General features: G+C 45.2%; 15 protein-coding genes. 13 read left to right on the top strand and 2 right to left on the bottom strand.

The window, feature by feature from the left end; all coding sequences use genetic code 11:
- Positions 1 to 21 precede the first annotated feature (21 nt).
- From mutL to glnA, 12 genes are all read left to right on the top strand, one after another.
- On the top strand, positions 22 to 2232 hold the full coding sequence (mutL, locus tag QP794_RS28685) for a DNA mismatch repair endonuclease MutL (RefSeq protein ID WP_285080116.1): 2211 nt from the start codon (positions 22 to 24) through the stop codon (positions 2230 to 2232).
- 17 nt (positions 2233 to 2249) lie between these two features.
- A complete protein-coding gene (locus QP794_RS28680) occupies positions 2250 to 3035 on the top strand; it encodes a class I SAM-dependent methyltransferase (protein WP_094937262.1) in 786 nt (261 codons plus the stop codon).
- Entirely contained in the window at positions 3019 to 3966 is a 948-nt protein-coding gene (gene miaA / locus QP794_RS28675) for a tRNA (adenosine(37)-N6)-dimethylallyltransferase MiaA (RefSeq protein WP_435874144.1), read from the top strand. The genes QP794_RS28680 and miaA overlap by 17 nt, the downstream gene beginning before the upstream one ends.
- 248 nt (positions 3967 to 4214) lie before the next feature.
- Positions 4215 to 4436 (top strand): hypothetical protein, encoded by a 222-nt coding sequence (locus QP794_RS28670; protein WP_285080114.1) that lies wholly within the window; start codon positions 4215 to 4217, stop codon positions 4434 to 4436.
- 234 nt (positions 4437 to 4670) lie between these two features.
- Positions 4671 to 4913: an RNA chaperone Hfq gene (hfq, locus tag QP794_RS28665; protein WP_017687918.1), complete on the top strand. Its 243-nt coding sequence runs from the start codon at positions 4671 to 4673 to the stop codon at positions 4911 to 4913.
- Between the two features lie 168 nt (positions 4914 to 5081).
- The gene (locus QP794_RS28660; protein WP_285080113.1) at positions 5082 to 7745 is read left to right on the top strand and encodes a PBP1A family penicillin-binding protein; all 2664 of its coding nucleotides are present in this window, start codon (positions 5082 to 5084) and stop codon (positions 7743 to 7745) included.
- A 284-nt stretch (positions 7746 to 8029) separates the two neighbouring features.
- Positions 8030 to 8593 carry a ribonuclease FAU-1 family protein gene (locus QP794_RS28655; protein WP_285080112.1) on the top strand — a complete coding sequence of 188 codons (564 nt, stop codon included), beginning with the start codon at positions 8030 to 8032 and terminating at the stop codon, positions 8591 to 8593.
- A 109-nt stretch (positions 8594 to 8702) separates the two neighbouring features.
- Positions 8703 to 9674 carry an AAA family ATPase gene (locus tag QP794_RS28650; protein ID WP_285080111.1) on the top strand — a complete coding sequence of 324 codons (972 nt, stop codon included), beginning with the start codon at positions 8703 to 8705 and terminating at the stop codon, positions 9672 to 9674.
- Positions 9675 to 9794: 120 nt separating this feature from the next.
- Entirely contained in the window at positions 9795 to 11081 is a 1287-nt protein-coding gene (gene hflX, locus QP794_RS28645; protein ID WP_285080110.1) for a GTPase HflX, read from the top strand.
- A gap of 84 nt (positions 11082 to 11165) precedes the next feature.
- On the top strand, positions 11166 to 12419 hold the full coding sequence (locus QP794_RS28640) for a methionine gamma-lyase family protein (RefSeq protein WP_285080109.1): 1254 nt from the start codon (positions 11166 to 11168) through the stop codon (positions 12417 to 12419).
- 83 nt (positions 12420 to 12502) lie between these two features.
- Positions 12503 to 12916, top strand: a complete 414-nt coding sequence (locus QP794_RS28635; RefSeq protein ID WP_024630466.1) for a MerR family transcriptional regulator — start codon at positions 12503 to 12505, stop codon at positions 12914 to 12916.
- A gap of 129 nt (positions 12917 to 13045) precedes the next feature.
- Positions 13046 to 14374: a type I glutamate--ammonia ligase gene (gene glnA, locus QP794_RS28630; RefSeq protein ID WP_024630465.1), complete on the top strand. Its 1329-nt coding sequence runs from the start codon at positions 13046 to 13048 to the stop codon at positions 14372 to 14374.
- A gap of 217 nt (positions 14375 to 14591) precedes the next feature.
- On the opposite strand, the gene QP794_RS28625 is transcribed toward glnA, so the two are convergent.
- Entirely contained in the window at positions 14592 to 15251 is a 660-nt protein-coding gene (locus QP794_RS28625) for a CatB-related O-acetyltransferase (protein WP_285080108.1), read from the bottom strand.
- 381 nt (positions 15252 to 15632) lie between these two features.
- On the opposite strand from QP794_RS28625, the gene QP794_RS28620 reads away from it, so the two are divergent.
- Positions 15633 to 16934, top strand: a complete 1302-nt coding sequence (locus QP794_RS28620) for an aldehyde dehydrogenase (RefSeq protein ID WP_285080107.1) — start codon at positions 15633 to 15635, stop codon at positions 16932 to 16934.
- Positions 16935 to 17046: 112 nt separating this feature from the next.
- On the opposite strand, the gene lexA is transcribed toward QP794_RS28620, so the two are convergent.
- Positions 17047 to 17673 carry a transcriptional repressor LexA gene (lexA, locus tag QP794_RS28615; protein ID WP_024630400.1) on the bottom strand — a complete coding sequence of 209 codons (627 nt, stop codon included), beginning with the start codon at positions 17671 to 17673 and terminating at the stop codon, positions 17047 to 17049.
- Positions 17674 to 17916: the final 243 nt, after the last annotated feature.

Below are 17916 nucleotides of genomic sequence, written 5' to 3'. Positions count from 1 at the left end.
GTATAGGGGAGGGGAAAACCTGTGGCGAAAATACATGTACTTGATGAACATATTGCCAACCAAATTGCGGCGGGTGAGGTCGTTGAACGGCCTGCTTCAGTTGTCAAGGAGTTGTTGGAAAACTCGGTAGATGCAGGTGCCACCAAAATTGAAGTAACAGTGGAAGAGGGCGGCCTGCTCAGCATTCGTGTCAAAGACAACGGTTCCGGTATCGAGGCTGAGGATATGGAAACAGCCTTTTATCGTCATGCAACCAGCAAAATAGCCCAGGGCCGCGATTTGTTCCAAATCACAAGTCTTGGATTCCGTGGAGAAGCCCTGGCCAGTATTGCCGCTGTATCTAAGGTAGAAGTGTTATCGGCCAGTGGAAATGACGGGCGAGGGCGCCGTATCGTAATTGAGGGCGGCAAACTTTGCTCCCATGAGGATGCAACCTCACCTCAAGGCACAGAATTTGCAGTGAAAGAACTATTTTTTAATACGCCAGCCAGACTTAAATATATGAAAACGATCCAGACCGAGCTGGGTCATATCTCGGATGTACTTTACCGCATGGCAATGTCTCATCCAAACATTTCGTTTAGGCTGCGTCATAATGAGAATGTGCTGCTTCAGACGCTGGGGAACGGGGATCTGCTGCAAGTGGTGGCAGCGATCTATGGTACAAGTGCTGCCAAAGCGATGCTCCCGATCCAGGGTGAAAATCTGGATTATCGTGTGAGCGGGCTCATCAGTTTGCCGGAATGGACTCGTGCCAATCGTGGCGGCATGTCAACCATTGTGAATGGACGATATATTCGGAATTACGGTCTCAATCAGGCTATTCTAAAGGCGTATCATACCTTGCTGCCTATTAATCGGTATCCGCTTGTCGTGGTGCAATTGGAAATGCATCCGTCCCTGGTCGATGTGAACGTACATCCGGCGAAGCTGGAAGTTCGTTTCAGCAAGGAAGCAGAGCTGTATGAGTTTGTTGAAACCACACTGCGAGGTATATTGCGGCAGGAAGTGCTTATTCCACAGGTAACCAAGCAGCAAATTAGACGTGGAGACAACAGTTCCTTTATTCAGGAACAATTCCTCTTTCCAAGAGGTCCTTTGAAGGATGAATCCGAATCGGCAGGTTATGGACAACAAGGTCCGTTGGGGAAACAGCCTGAGCTTGGTAAATTGACTCCGGAGGATGATGATCTGGATGCTCCGGCTGATGTGCAATCAGGTCCTGATGGAAATGGTGTGGGTCAGATGTTACCGTTGCCTGAAGCTCCACCTGAGATACCGCCCTCCTATGATCCATTTGGGATGATAAGCGGGGAATCAGGATCTAATGTACTGAAGCATAATTATAGTGATAACGAAAATTCCCATAGCGGTCCAGCTTCTGCTGTGAGTGGAAATAACGGTGCTGCTGAAGATCGTGCTTCGCAAGATGCCGCACCTTCCGCAGAGGATATTGGGTCATCTGCTCCTGCTTCACAGGGTGCTGCTTCTGCCTATCGTTCCCATTCGGTGAATTCTCCGGTTAGAGAAGGTCGTTCATCTTATAATCCGTCTGCACCGGGTGCAAAAGGAGAGCGGAGCTGGAAGGCTGCAAGTTTACCGGACCCGGAAAGACTGGCATCTGCTGTTAAATCAGATGTTTCGATGCCTGCATTTCCTGAATTAAGCCTGATTGGACAGCACCATGGGACGTATTTGATTGCCCAAAATCAAGACGGTCTATATCTGATCGATCAGCATGCGGCTCATGAACGAGTGAATTATGAGTATTACTACGAGCAGTTTGGCAATCCCGCTCAAGCCTCACAGGAGCTGCTGCTGCCCATTACACTGGAGTTCACACCATCCGAGACCGAAAAGCTCAAAACAAGACTGGCTTGGTTCGAGCAGGCAGGTGTTTATTTGGAACATTTCGGCGGACAGACCTTCCGGGTGCGTTCCCATCCGTTCTGGTTCCCCAAGGGGGATGAGAAGGACATTATTGAAGAGATGTCAGAATGGGTTCTAAGTGAACGAAGTATTGATGTTGCCAAGATGCGAGAAGCGGCGTCCATTATGTGCTCCTGCAAGGCTTCTATCAAAGCCAATCAGAAATTGACGGATCAGGAGGCGGAAGTATTGATTCAGCGTCTTGGTTCCTGCCGTCAACCATATACTTGTCCACACGGGCGACCGATTGTGGTGTCATTTTCAACCTATGATCTGGAGAAATTGTTCAAACGGGTCATGTAGCTATTTAGGAGGAAGTTATGTATATTACAACCGGTGAAAAGGAAGCAGGCCACCTTGTGGAACGTGCACGAAACCTTGCGGAAACAACGGGAGGGACCTATATATCGCGCCAAAAAATGTCTTTGCCTGCACTGGTCGCACATTATGGGATAGATGAGGTTCTGGTTGTACTTCAGGGTAAAGTACGTTTGTTTCGTCCGGATTCACCGCTGCTTGAGTTCCACCCCAGTATGGGATTTGTACGCGCCAAACGTGTGTTAAATGGAGAGGCTGACCCGATGCTGGAGGCGGGGGCTGTACTTGAAGGGGATACCGTTATCGACTGTACAGCTGGATTGGGCACGGATGCACTGGTATTCTCGGTTGCAGTAGGCAAAAGTGGCCGAGTGATTGCATGCGAAAGCTCCCTTCCGCTTTATACGCTGCTAGTGGAGGGAATGTCCCAATATGAGAGTATTAAGCCAGCGGTAAATGAAGCTTTCCGGCGCATTGAGCTGCGTCATGCAAATCATCTCGATTTACTGCGCTCTTTGCCAGATCGAAGCTGTGACACGGTCTATTTTGACCCCATGTTCCGTGAACCGATGATGGATTCAAGTGGCATCAAGCCTTTGCGGGATTATGCAAATCATAATGCATTGGATGAACAGAGTATTATTGAAGCGAAAAGGGTTGCCCGTAAGCGGGTGGTCATGAAAGAGAAGCGCGGCAGCGCGGAGTTTACGAGACTCGGTTTTGAAGTGCACGACCGGGGCAATGCAAAAACACTGTACGGAGTGATTAATGTTGAAAGCGGAAGTTAAACCGAAGCTGCTTGTGCTGGTCGGACCAACAGCTGTAGGCAAAACGAGAATGAGTATTGAGCTTGCACAGGCGTTCAATTGTGAGATTATTTCGGGGGATTCCATGCAGGTATATCGCGAAATGGATATTGGGACGGCCAAAATTACTTGCGATGAAATGAAAGGTGTACCCCACCACCTCATTGATATCCATGAACCGGAATACCCCTATTCCGTGGCGGAATTTCAGGAGAGCTGCACACGTCTGATTGGGGAAATTCATGAGCGCGGCAAGTTGCCTTTTATTGTTGGGGGTACCGGTCTGTATGTGGAATCGGTAAGTTACGGCTTTCAATTCTCGGACAGCGGCTCGGATGAAGCGTTTCGGGATGAACAGTTCCGTTATGCCGAGCAGTATGGCCCGCAGGCGTTACATGATAAGCTAAGGGTCATTGATCCAGTTAGCGCAGAACGACTGCATCCGAATGACCAGCGACGAATTGTTCGTGCACTTGAGATTTATCACCTCACAGGTGAGAAGTTATCCGAGCAGCTGGCTACCCAGAAAAAAGAGTCTCCATATGACCTGCTCATAGTGGGTTTGACGATGGATCGGCAGAAGCTGTACGCCCGAGTGGAAGAGCGGATTGATCTTATGATCGAGCAGGGTCTGATAGACGAGGTCAAGTCATTACTGGAGCGCGGCGTAGCGAGAGGGCATATCTCCATGCAGGGACTCGGCTATAAGGAAATTGCGGCTTATCTTCAGGGTGAAGTAAGCTGGGAGGCTGCCGTAGAGTGGCTGAAAAGAGATACGCGCCGGTTTGCCAAGCGGCAATTGTCCTGGTTCCGTCATATGAAGGACATTGAATGGGTAGATATGACGGATACCGAAGATTTTGCAGGCAATTATGCCCACGTATGTGAGCTGATCAAACGCAAATTTGACTGAATATAGAAGGTGGGTTTTGCCACCTGTTTAGGACTAAAGAACCTCTATCTTTTAGAAATGAAAGGTAGAGGTTTTTTATATGAAATCGTGACAACAATAATGCAGTTATAGGAAGCCTGTGATGATTCTATTGAAGAAAATTGTTGTAAAAAAATAACATAAATATTAAAATAATTAAAAAAATAAAATATTATAAAATGCGCTTGTTTAGTTTGGGTGAAAGGCTTTTCATCGGAAGGGGAGATTGTATGAGTGCGGAACCGAGCGGAGTGGCAAGTTTATATTTCTTTTTCTCAGGATTATTTGGAATTGGGTTTGCCATTGCGGGTCTAGTTGCCTTGATTTGGTTAATTATCGTTCTAATCCATACCAATACATACCTGAAACTCTTAATCAAAGATAGAAGAAATCGGCAAAATATGACGTTAGCCAGTGAAGAAGAGAAACCGTTTACAGGTCAGGAGAAGTGAAGAGGAATGCAGGCGAAAAGGGAGAATTTGTCCCTCTTTTGCAATTCCGGCAAGCGGTGTATAATGGATAAGTCTTCTAGTTGCAGGCGAAGCGTAGGCAAAGGTGCAAAATAGCAGACAAGGGGTTTTTGTGGATTATATGAATCCGTTCATGATATAATAGCACGAAAGCTACTCAGCGATATTGAATATTACTTAAACACGAATTCAAATGAACCAATGGGGGTACGGCTAATGAACAAGTCCATCAACATCCAAGATACGTTCTTGAACCAACTGCGGAAAGAAAACATTCCAGCTACGGTCTATCTGACCAATGGCTTTCAAATCCGCGGAACGATCAAGGCATTTGACAATTTTACGATCGTCATTGACAGCGACGGACGCCAGCAAATGGTCTACAAGCACGCCATCTCCACGTTCACGCCGCAACGCAGCGTATCGCTGATGCAGCAAGATAATAGCGGCGAAGCTTAAAAAATTACGAAACCTTTTTATCAACCATTTCGTCTACACGTATAGGAATTGAAACAGAGCAACCTTAATAAGGGTTGTTCTTTTCATTCCGGGGTAAATAAGCTTTATAGAAGCTTGAGCCAGCAGACGAATAGAAATTATGCAACCGAAAGGGAGTCAGGAGGTAACATGCCAAACGATCCGTTGTCGAGGTCTAACAATCGCAACAGTAATAACAAGTCATCCAAAAAAGCGAAGCCAAAGACCTCTAAAAAGAAAAAAATTACGGGTAAACGCGTTGGATGGACACTGTTTTTTACCATGGCAATCGCCATATTCTGTGCACTTGGCGGATATTTATTTATTATGGTGAGTGGGGAAAAGCTGCTCAAAGCCAATATGGACAAAACAACAATCAATGAAACTTCGAAAGTATATGATCGCAACGGACAGTTAATGGGCGAGTTGTCCATTCAAAAGCTGGAGCCAGTCAAAGAAGAGGATATTCCGGAATTAGTAAAGGAAGCCTTTGTTGCGACCGAGGATAAACGATTCTACGAGCATCAGGGCGTGGATATCTGGTCCATCGGACGGGCGGCGGTAAAAGACGTCATGGCCCGCTCCATGGTGGAGGGTGGCAGTACGTTGACCCAGCAGCTTGCGAAAAATATGTTCTTGTCCCGTGACAAGACCTTCTTCCGTAAAGCAACGGAAGTATCCATTGCGATGGCATTGGAGCGCAAGTACACAAAAGACGAAATTCTGACGATGTATTTGAACCGGATTTTCTTCGGTCATCAGCGTTATGGGATTAAGGCGGCGTCTGAATTTTATTTTGGGGAGTCTGACCTTAACAGATTAGAAATATGGCAAATTGCTACCCTGGCAGCGATGCCTAAAGGGCCTTCTGCCTATAACCCCCTGAGCAATCCCAACGATTCCAAGGCACGCCGCGCCGTGGTATTGCAGCTGATGTATGAGCAAGGTTACATCACCAAGGCGGAGATGGATGAAGCCAAAGAAGTAGATTATGACTATACTCCACCTGAGAAAGACCAGAAGTATCAAGCCTTTATTGACTATGTTCTGCGTGAAGCGGAAAAAGTGACTGGTAAAACGGAGGATGATCTGAATATCGGCGGGTACAAAATTTACACGACGATGGATGCTCAGGCTCAAACAGCCATGGAGAGTGCGTTCTCGGATGATAGCTTGTTTGAGTCAAGTAAAGATGATCAACCAGTTCAAGGCTCCATGGTAATTATGAACCATGAAAATGGCAGTCTCGTCGCTTTGCTGGGCGGACGGGATTATCAAACAAAGGGCTATAGCCGGGTAACACAGAGTCGCAGACAGCCTGGATCGGCATTTAAACCGATTGTGACTTATGCACCTGCACTTGAGTCAGGTAATTACAATGCAAACTCACCTCTCAGTAATGAGAAGCAATGCTTCGGAAATTACTGTCCGGGTAACTTGCATGGTTATTCTTCAACCATTAGCATGACGGATGCCATTACAAAATCGGAGAACATCCCGGCAGTATGGCTCTTAAATAAAATTGGTGTGAATACAGGTGTTCAGTTTGCAAAAAGCGTAGGTATTCAGCTTACGGATGAAGACAAAAACCTGGCGATTGCGCTGGGTGGTCTTAGCAAAGGTACGAATACGCTGGAAATGGCGCAAGCCTATAGTGCATTTGCCAATCTGGGTGAGTACCAGCAGGCGTATTCCATTAAGGAAATTAAGGATAGTTCCGGGAAAACGACCTTTAAACACGATAAATCGGATACAACACGTGTCATGAGTGAGCAGAATGCGTATTCCCTGACGCAGATGCTGCAAAACGTGGTGAATGACGGTACAGGTCGTTCCGCACGTCTGGATCGACCGGTTGCCGGTAAGACGGGAACCGTTCAAAGTGGTATTTCCGGCAACAGTGCCAACCGTGATGTTTGGTTCGTCGGATACACGCCAGAATGGACTGCTGCAGTATGGATGGGTTATGACAATCCTGATGCAAACCATATGCTCAAGAATAGCAGTAAGCTGTCAGCGGCGTTCTTTGCCAAAGTTATGGGGGATGCGTTAAAAGGAGTGCCTGTGAAGGACTTCAAAGCTCCAGCAGGAGCCCAGACACCACCTCCGCCGGAAAAAGAACCAGAGCAACCATCGCTTTCTGTTAGCGGGTTGAATGGTTCTTACGATCCATCTACACAAACGGTGTCATTGAACTGGACTGCAACAGGCGATTCGTCAACACAGTACCGGATTTATCGGAAAGAATCTTCCGAAGGACAGTTCACCCATCTCATTGATGCTGTAGGTTCGACCAGTGCACAAGATTTAAGTGCGCTCCCTGGGCTTACTTATGAGTATTATGTAACAGCCTATGATCTTGCCTCTGGTCTGGAGACGGATCCGTCCAATACCATATCTCTAATGATTGAAGCGGAGGAATTGGAACCGGAACAGCCAGATACGGGCACGGAGCCAGGAACGGAACCGGGGACCGAGCAGCCAGGAACAGAAAATCCGGACAACGGTTCTCCGGGGAATGGAAGTTCTGAGGGTAACAATGGCAACGGCAACGGGAACGGAAATGAAAATGGCAACAATGGTAACGGGAATAATGGAAACAATGGCGGGACAGGTCAAGGGAACGGACAGACCGGAGAAGGAAACACGCCGCCTGGACAGGGAACAACAGAACCTGGAGGTACGGGTGAGGGTTCCAATGATGGGTCTGTAACGACACCGGGTGAGGTAGTCACGCCACCAGATAGTGGAAACAGTGGTAACACTGGTGAGACGAATGCACCGCCAGATTCCCAAGCTGGAACCGGTGGTTAATGAGAATAAACCGCATTAATTAATTACAACCTAAAGCCTGCTCCCTGACGTTGGGGAAGCAGGCTTTTGGGTTTGTGTAATGTTTGGAGTGGAACAAGAGCCCTGCAACAGATGGGACAAAGCTTGATTTTGAGTGTATAACTTAAATATGGTAAGCTGTAACTATTCGTAATACGTTGTGCAAAGTCGATTCAGGGACTTGTGGAATCGGTAATGCGGACGGTATTCGCTGTTCACCAATATTCAGCAGGTCACGGACCTGTAGTCGGCAAAGAGGGGTTCGTATGAAACGGAAATTCGGGGACCGCGCGAACTGGCGCCGGATTACGAACCGACAATTTACATGCCGGTTCGTTCAATCCAAAATTTTCACAGGTTACATTACGCTGTATACGATACAAGATTTGAAAGAGCCTTTGTGGAAAACCTATGGAGGAAGTACCTTCTGCATTGCGGATAAAGGTTATTCCTGGCTGCAGTATTATCCGAAAGGCGAGCATTTTGTTGTAACGGCTATGTTTGACGATCAGGAGCGGATTGTTGAATGGTATATTGATACTTGCCGCAGTCAGGGAATAACTGATCAGGGTGTTCCGTGGTTTGATGATCTGTATCTGGATGTCGTCGTCCTGAAGGATGGAGAAATATTTTTGCTGGACGAGGATGAACTTGAAGATGCTCTTTCACGTAAGCACATTACGACGGGGGATTACGATCTGGCTAACCGGACAGCAAAGGACTTGCTGCATGCCATTGATGCACATGTGTTTCCTTATTTCCAACTGTCTCTGAAGCATAGACAAACCCTGTTTGAGAATGGGGAGTTCAAAAAAAATATTCAGATTTGAGTCATGGAAAAGTCGCAGAATTCTTCATCATCCTTCTAATATTAGAGCACCTGATAGAATACATTAATAATCAGGAGAGTTCAGCCCGATAAAATAGAGGTGATGGCGAATGAACGGACGGGTCATGGCTGCAGGAGGGCAACCGGGAGGCAGACCATCCAGACAAATTAATGTTGTTTTGCGTAACCAGGAACCTCAGATGCTGGTCAAAGAAGAGGAGACGGCAATACAGGCAGCAAAAGGCTTAGCCAAGCATACGCACTTTCAGGAAATTCAAGGTGAATTGGAGCAGCTGGTTGGACTGGAAAATATCAAGGATTTGGTATTTGAAATCTATGCTTTCTTACAGATTGCCCAGATGCGTACCGAAGCAGGACTGATAAGTGGGGCGCACGTGTATCATATGATTTTCAAAGGCAATCCGGGAACTGGAAAAACAACGGTAGCACGGATCGTTGCGAAGCTGTTTCAGAAGATGGGAGTTCTGAGTAAGGGTCATTTGATTGAAGTTGAACGTGCAGACCTGGTCGGGGAGTACATCGGGCATACTGCACAGAAAACGAGAGATCTGGTTAAGAAGGCACTGGGTGGAATTTTGTTTATTGACGAGGCGTACAGTCTGGCTCGCGGGGGCGAGAAGGATTTTGGGAAGGAAGCTATCGACACACTTGTAAAATCAATGGAAGATAATAAGAATCAATTTATCCTCATCTTGGCAGGATACTCGGAAGAGATTGATTTTTTTCTGCAAACCAATCCCGGATTACCTTCCCGTTTTCCGATCCAGGTTGAGTTTCCGGACTATAGCATTGATCAATTGATTCAAATCTCCGAAATTATGGCCAAGGAACGTGACTATATTCTCATGCCACAGACCATACTCAAACTAAAGCAGCATCTTCTTCAGGAAAAAAATGAGTCTCTTCATGCGTTCAGCAACGCACGATATGTCCGAAATGCGATTGAACGATCGATTCGCCATCAGGCAGTTCGATTATTGGAGCAGTATACCCAGGGGAATCCGGGAAAACTGGAGCTGATGACCATCCGCACAGAGGATTTGAAGTTTGAGCAAAAGTAAGCGATAATATAATTTTTAACGCAGCCGGCCGGGTTAACCGGTTCGGCTTAAAGCATGCCATGTAAGCATGAGTGGCACAGAATATATGCGGAGACGTAGAAGAAGGAGTGAATATACACGATGACAAATGGCACACATGATACAGATATGGTGAAGAAGGATCGCGCCGTGTTGGTGAGTCTGGTTACCGATGAGGTCAAACGTTCGGGTATTAACCCGGAGTACTCCCTTGAGGAGTTGGTAAAACTCGCCGAGACGGCAGGCGTGGAAGTGCTGAGTGTATTGTCACAGAACCTGAAAACCCGGGACACCAAATGGTTCATTGGTAAGGGGAAAGTGGAAGAACTTCGTGCAGTGGCTGAGGAAATGGGAGCAACAACAGCTATTTTTGACCAGGAGCTGTCCGGTGCTCAAGTTCGTAACCTGGAAGAAGCGTTGGATCTCAAAATTATTGACCGCACCCAGCTGATTTTGGATATCTTTGCGCAGCGCGCCAACACAAGAGAAGGTATTATCCAGGTTGAGTTGGCTCAGTTGAGCTATTTGTTACCACGTTTGTCGGGTCACGGGAAGAATTTGTCCAGACTTGGTGGCGGAATTGGAACGCGGGGTCCAGGTGAAAGTAAACTGGAGACGGATCGTCGACATATTCGTGGCCGCATAGATGACTTGAAGCGTCATTTGGAAGAAGTGACACGTCATCGCAAGCTGCACCGGGAACGTCGTAAAAAGACGGGGATCGTTCAGGTAGCCCTTGTAGGTTATACCAATGCGGGTAAATCCACCTTGCTTAAACAATTAACGGCGGCAGATGTGTATATTCAAGACCAGCTGTTTGCCACACTGGATCCAACCTCACGGACGATGGAACTGCCAAGTGGTAAAGAAATCGTACTCACAGATACGGTTGGGTTTATACAAAACCTTCCTCATGATCTGATTGCGGCTTTCCGTGCAACGCTGGAGGAAGTGAATGAAGCGGACCTTATATTACATGTGGTCGATGCATCATCTGCAATGCGTGAAGACCAGATGAGAACGGTACACACGATTTTGCAGCAACTGGGTTCAGGGGACAAGCCTCAATTGGTATTGTATAACAAAAAGGATGCTTGTACACCGGAGCAGCTTGAAATGCTTCCTTTGGATAAAGAACATATCAAAGTGAGCGCTCTGGATGTAGATGACTTGCTGAAAATTCGTGAGCTTATCCAGGCTGAATTGACTGGCGCTACCAAACGGTTCCGTATTCCGGCTGACCGTGGGGATCTTACATCTGTACTTTACAAAATTGGTGATGTAGTTGAGACCACATTTGAAGATAATGATGTAATTTATGAAGTGGAACTGCAAAAAGGCGAATATGAAAAATTCGGTTATTTACTTGAAGATTTCATACAACTGTAACGTCGATGACATATTTGTATGATAAGTTGACACGATAATTGATATTTGACGTCAGATTCGTGCTATGAAGGGGAATGAAGCAAGATGGCAAGTTTTGATTCAGAGATTATTGAACTACAACAACAGGTTGAACGTCAAATTGAAGGGCAATTGCAACAGATTGACCGTATCACCGATCATAACCAATGGAAAGTAATTAATGCTTTTCAGCGTAGAAAAGTCAGCGATTTTCACTTTGCGGGTTCAACGGGGTACGCTTATAACGATCGCGGGCGTGAGGTACTTGATGAAGTGTATGCCGATGTGTTCGGTGCAGAGGCGGCACTGGTGCGTCCCCATTTTGCATCAGGTACACATACCATTGCTACGGCTTTGTTTGGCGTACTCCGTCCAGGCGACGAATTGTTGTACATTACGGGTAAGCCCTATGACACATTGCATAAGGTCATTGGCAAGCCTGGTGATGGAACAGGATCGTTACGGGATTTCGGCATTGGCTATCAAGAGACGGCTCTGTTAGAAGATGGCGGAGTAGATTGGGTGGCGGTAGAGAAAAGTATCAATGCAGCGACAAAAGTCATTGGTATTCAACGCTCCAGAGGATATGATTGGAGATCTTCCTTCTGTATTGAAGAAATCTCTGATATGGTTACACGTGTAAAGGCGATCAAGGAAGATGTCATCGTTTTTGTGGATAACTGTTATGGTGAATTCACGGAGGAACGTGAACCAACTGAAATTGGGGTGGACCTAATGGCAGGTTCACTGATTAAAAATCCCGGTGGAGGTCTGGCGGAAACCGGTGGATACATATGCGGGAAGGAAAAGTACGTACAATTGGCTGCCTATCGTTTGACTGCTCCCGGAATTGGCGGTGAGGTTGGCGCGATGTTGGGAACAACTCGTGGCATCTACCAAGGACTTTACATGGCTCCGACAATTGTAGGACAGGCCATTAAAGGGAGCACATTCGCTGCGGCGATGTTTGCTGCATCCGGATTTGTAACCAAACCGGCATGGAACGAGATGCGTACAGATCTGATTCAGGCTGTACAATTCAGTACGGCCGAGCATTTAATTGCCTTTGTGCAAGGAATACAGCGGGCTGCTGCAGTAGATAGCCATGTAGTTCCTGAACCTTGGGACATGCCGGGTTACGAGCACCCTGTCATCATGGCGGCAGGTACGTTTATACAGGGTGGAAGTCTGGAATTGTCAGCAGATGCACCTATCCGTGAGCCTTATATTGGCTATATGCAGGGTGGTTTAACATACTCTCATGTTAAATATGGCGTTTTGATGGCATTACAGACGATGAAAGAACGCAAATTATTGTGAGTTTATCTAACACATCATTGACACTTAGTAATAACTAACTGTACAATAGAGTGAAGAAAAGATGACTGGAAGGTTGATGAATGATGGGTGACGAAATTCGCAGAAATATGGCCTTATTCCCGATAGGTATTGTAATGAAACTTACGGATCTGTCCGCGCGTCAGATTCGTTATTATGAGCAGCACAGCTTGATTGTTCCTGCGAGAACGTCAGGTAATCAGCGTTTGTTCTCTTTCAATGACGTAGAACGATTGCTGGAAATCAAGGCTCTGATTGAAAAAGGAGTTAACATCGCGGGTATTAAACAAGTGATGAATCCTGTATCCAAGGAGTCAGAAGAAGCGACTGTTATTACACCCGATACGGAAGTGAAACGCAGAGAACTTTCGGACTCCCAACTGCACCGTCTGTTGAAACAACAACTGGTGTCAGGTAAGAGACCGGGACAAGTATCTCTCATTCAGGGAGAGCTTTCCCGTTTCTTTAATAAAAAATAAGTTCGTATAACCTCGTAAGTCAGGGGAAATCCTGCTTTTGGGTAGGGGGACTCCTTGACCCATGCAATATTCTAATGTACAAATATAACAGGCAAGCCAATTACGGAGAGAAGAAAGGGAGAGGGTATCGTGAGTTTTACTAAAGAAGACATACTACGCATCTCAAAAGAAGAAAATGTACGATTCGTTCGTTTGCAATTTACCGATTTGCTTGGAGCAATCAAAAACGTTGAAATTCCTGTGAGCCAACTTACCAAGGCTCTGGACAATAAAATGATGTTTGATGGTTCTTCCATTGAAGGTTATGTTCGTATTGAAGAGTCCGACATGTACCTCTATCCGGATCTCGATTCTTGGCTGATTTTCCCTTGGGTAGCCGAGAACCGTGTTGCTCGACTGATTTGCGACGTATATCTTCCGGATGGTAATCCGTTTCCAGGAGATCCGCGTGGCATCTTGAAACGAAACCTGAAAGAAGCCGAAGAAATGGGATTCACTTCCTTCAACGTCGGTCCTGAACCAGAGTTCTTCTTGTTCAAAACAGACGAAAAAGGAAACCCGACTAACGAACTGAATGACCAAGGTGGATATTTCGACCTTGCGCCTACGGATCTTGGCGAGAACTGTCGCCGTGATATCGTAATTACCCTTGAAGAGATGGGATTCGAGATCGAAGCTTCCCACCATGAGGTAGCTCCAGGTCAGCATGAGATCGACTTTAAATATGCTGATGCTCTAAAAGCAGCAGACCAGATCCAAACGTTCAAACTCGTTGTTAAAACGATTGCACGTCAGCATGGTCTACATGCTACCTTTATGCCGAAACCGCTGTTTGGTATGAACGGTTCCGGTATGCACTGTAACCAATCCTTGTTCCAAGGCAAAGTGAACGCATTCGTAGACGAGTCGGACGAGCTGGGTCTGAGCAAAACTGCACGTCACTTCATGGCTGGAACTTTGAAGCATGCGCGTGCGTTTGCAGCAATTACGAACCCAACTGTGAACTCATACAAACGTCTTGTACCAGGTTATGAAGCCCCTTGTTATGTAGCATGGTCCGCCAGTAACCGTAGCCCAATGATCCGTATTCCAGCTTCCCGTGGTCTGAGTACACGTGTTGAGGTTCGTAATCCGGATCCGGCTGCTAACCCTTACTTGGCTTTGGCTGTTTTATTGAAAGCAGGTCTGGATGGAATCAAACGTGAGCTTTCCTTACCAGCTCCGATTGACCGTAACATCTACATCATGTCAGAAGAAGAGCGTGTGGAAGAAGGCATTCCAAGCTTGCCAGCTGACCTGAAAGAAGCTTTGAACGAATTGATCCGCAGTGAAGTTATCTGTGATGCTCTCGGCGACCACGCCCTGGCTCACTTCTATGAGCTGAAAGAAATTGAGTGGGACATGTATAGAACACAAGTCCACCAATGGGAACGCGATCAATATATCACATTGTACTAATAGCTCAATCCCTTGGCGCTCTAGCGCTGAGGGTTTTTTCTTTTTGTGGGCAAGGGGGAAATTGACGATAAAAATTAATGCCTCAAAATGGTCCCCCAAAAATAATAGTGATCAAGCATATCATTCGTGAATGCTTAACTTCCTTCATCAGCTTATTCGTTAATTAAAAAAGCCAGATAGAATATTATTATTCTATCTGGCTTTATATCTATAGGTCTTAGTCCTTAATTTCCGATAAATAGTACTCATATAACCCATCAATAGAAGAACTAGAAAGTAAGTGAGCGATTGCTTCAATCGATTCTCTTTTCCAATCAAACCAGCGCATTTCTTTTAACTTCATGATTTCTTCTTCTGAGAAACGCTTCCTTACTTCTTTTGCAGGATTGCCACCAACTATCGTGTAAGGAGCGACATCTTTTGTTACAACTGAGCCTGCTGCAACAATCGCACCTTCACCAATGGTAACACCTGGCATAATCATGGCATTCATGCCAATCCATGCATCGCTTTCTATAATGGTATCTCCTTTGGGTGAGAAGGAATGGCTAATTTGATGTGCAAACGGATAAACAGTGATCCACTCCGCATGATGATTGTTATTTCCTCCCATAAGAATAACGACACCAGTTGCGATGCATACATAATTACCGATAATTAATCGATCTATTTGCCAACCAAATTCCTCAATGGGGTTGAATAAACTCCTCGATTTGTCATCTCCCCATAAATATCTTACGCATCCATCTTCAAAAGAAGAATTGATATCATAATAACCGGAGTAATAAGAGTAATCGCCAACTTCGATGAATGGGTTGGTTACAATGTCTTTTAAATACTTAATTTCAGACCAGTGATTAAATTGGTTTATATTCATTTTAGTTTCCTCGCTTCTAAGTTATATTTCTGGGTAACTTAGAAGCATGATACGGTAGCTACATTCTTTAGTTTTTTTAGACGACGAACCATCTAAATCATCCTTCCTTAAGATATGAGGGCGATTATAGCAATGACCTCATTCTTTGTCAATCCTGTTCTCATAAAGAGATGTGTGTAAGTATTCTCGCTCAAAATGTATATGATGAAGAGAAAAATGTAGGATTTAATTAGACGAAAGTGCGTCTGTGAAAAAAGAGAACGTTTTAATTGTTTCCTCTGTCTCTACAGTATCTATATGTTGATAGTTTCATATAATTGCGGTATAATTTATTTATATTTTTAGAAATTAAATTTTGAACAATTAATTGGAGATGTTAATATGGAAGAAGAGAAACAACTCGTTGCCGCACAGCGGACATTTTTTTATACAGGCCAGACCAAGCCGATTGAGTACCGTATTCGTGCTCTTCAGCAATTAAGACATGGAATTGAGAAGTATCAGCAACGTATTCTTGATGCACTTCGTGCGGATCTCAATAAATCCGAAACAGAAGCTTATGGCTCAGAGATTCGCATCGTGTTGGGTGAACTGGATTTTGCATTGGAACACTTGGAGGAATGGGCTACACCAAAACCTGTGCCTACAAATTCTGCTATACCTCATGGCACAAGCCTGATTTATCCTGAACCTTATGGCGTTGCTCTTATTATTGCACCGTGGAACTATCCGTTCCAATTGGCCTTTGGTCCTCTGATTGGAGCTATTGCTGCAGGTAACTGTGCTATTATTAAGCCATCGGAATTAACTCCTGCGGTATCAAGTCTGACATATGATTTGGTTGATGAGATATTTCCCAAGAAGTACGTGGCTGTTATGGAAGGGGAAGTCGAGACAAGTACAGCATTGTTGAAGGAAAAGTTTGATTATATTTTCTTTACAGGCAGTACTGGTGTTGGCCGCATCGTTATGAAGGCTGCTGCTGAGCATTTGACTCCCGTTACGTTGGAACTAGGTGGTAAGAGTCCTGTCATTGTTCACCAAGATGCAGATTTGAAGCTGGCAGCACAGCGCATTGTTCGCGGTAAATTTCTGAATGCAGGGCAAACCTGTGTCGCTCCGGACTACCTGCTTGTACACGAGAATGTACATGACAAATTACTGGAATTGATCGATGCAGAGATTCAGGATAAATTCGGAGATGATGTGATGCAAAACGCAGATTTTCCGCATATCGTCAACGCGCGTAACTTCGACCGTTTATCGGTGTTACTCCAAGATGGCAAAACACTGATCGGGGGATGTTCTGAACGTGATCAGCTGCTTATTGAACCAACAGTACTGGGAAAAGTGGATTGGGAATCCCCTGTGATGCAAGAAGAGATCTTTGGTCCGATCCTTCCTGTATTTAAGTTTAACGACCTCAATCCTATGCTAGATGAGATTGTTCGCCGTCCAAAACCACTTGCATTATATCTCTTCACTAAGGATGAGGCTCTGCAGGCTCAGGTTCTGAATCAAGTATCTTTTGGTGGTGGTTGCATAAATGACACATTGTCTCATATGACTTCTCATTATCTTCCGTTTGGCGGAGTAGGAGAAAGTGGAATGGGTTCCTACCATGGTCAACAGAGCTTTGATGTATTTTCTCATCATAAGAGCATTCTTAAACGCAGTGAATAACAAGCTTACGTAGACCAATATAAGCAGTAGGCAGAAAAAGAGGTTGTCCCGTTCAACGGGACAACCTCTTTAAGTATCTTATTGTGAAACATCTAAGCTGCTTCAAAACATATTAATGAATATCACGGAAAAGGCCAATAACTTTGCCCAGAATGCTAACGTGTTTCAAACGCAAAGGTTCAAAAGTCGAATTTTCCGGTTGAAGACGAATATGATCTTTCTCTTTGTAGAACGTTTTTACCGTAGCTTCATCGTCTTCAGTCATGGCTACTACGATATCGCCGTTATCTGCAGTTTGCTGCTGACGTACGATAACATAATCTCCGTTAACAATGCCTGCTTCAACCATACTGTCTCCCACGACCGAAAGCATAAATACTTTCTGTTCGCCCACATAATGCGTAGGAAGAGGGAAATAATCTTCGATATTTTCTGTTGCTGTGATTGGAACCCCTGCAGTAACTTTACCAACTACAGGAATGCGAGCAACGCTGTGAGCAAACTGATGTGAATGCTCTGACTCTTCCTGGCTGAGAAGCTCAATGGCTCTTGGTTTGGTTGGGTCACGTCTAATTAGACCTTTCTTCTCCAAACGATCCAGATGTCCATGTACTGTAGAGCTGGAAGCCAATCCAACGGCTTCACCAATTTCGCGTACGGAAGGAGGATACCCCTTCAACCGGACTTCATTGCGTATAAACTCCAGAATAGCCTGTTGCCTGCTGGATATCTTCGACATACCGTATCAACCCCATTTTAGTAACGTTTGGGAAAATTATAACATAGAACCTCCGTTCGTACAAACATAAGTTCTAAATAAAATGCCATAAAATAAATGTTTTTTTGCGAATTTATATGAAAATTACTTTTGCTTCTAAGCAAATACTGCAAATGATAGTGCCATACTATAGAAGAAAGATAGTAGAAGAAAGATGAGTGATAGAACTCAATAAAAAAAAGCGAACAATTGTTCTGAAAAGTT

Source organism: Paenibacillus sp. UMB7766-LJ446, from assembly GCF_030226665.1.
Lineage (GTDB): Bacteria > Bacillota > Bacilli > Paenibacillales > Paenibacillaceae > Paenibacillus > Paenibacillus vandeheii.
Note: the sequence above shows the minus strand (reverse complement) of the source record. Positions and strands in the feature narration are given on the sequence as shown.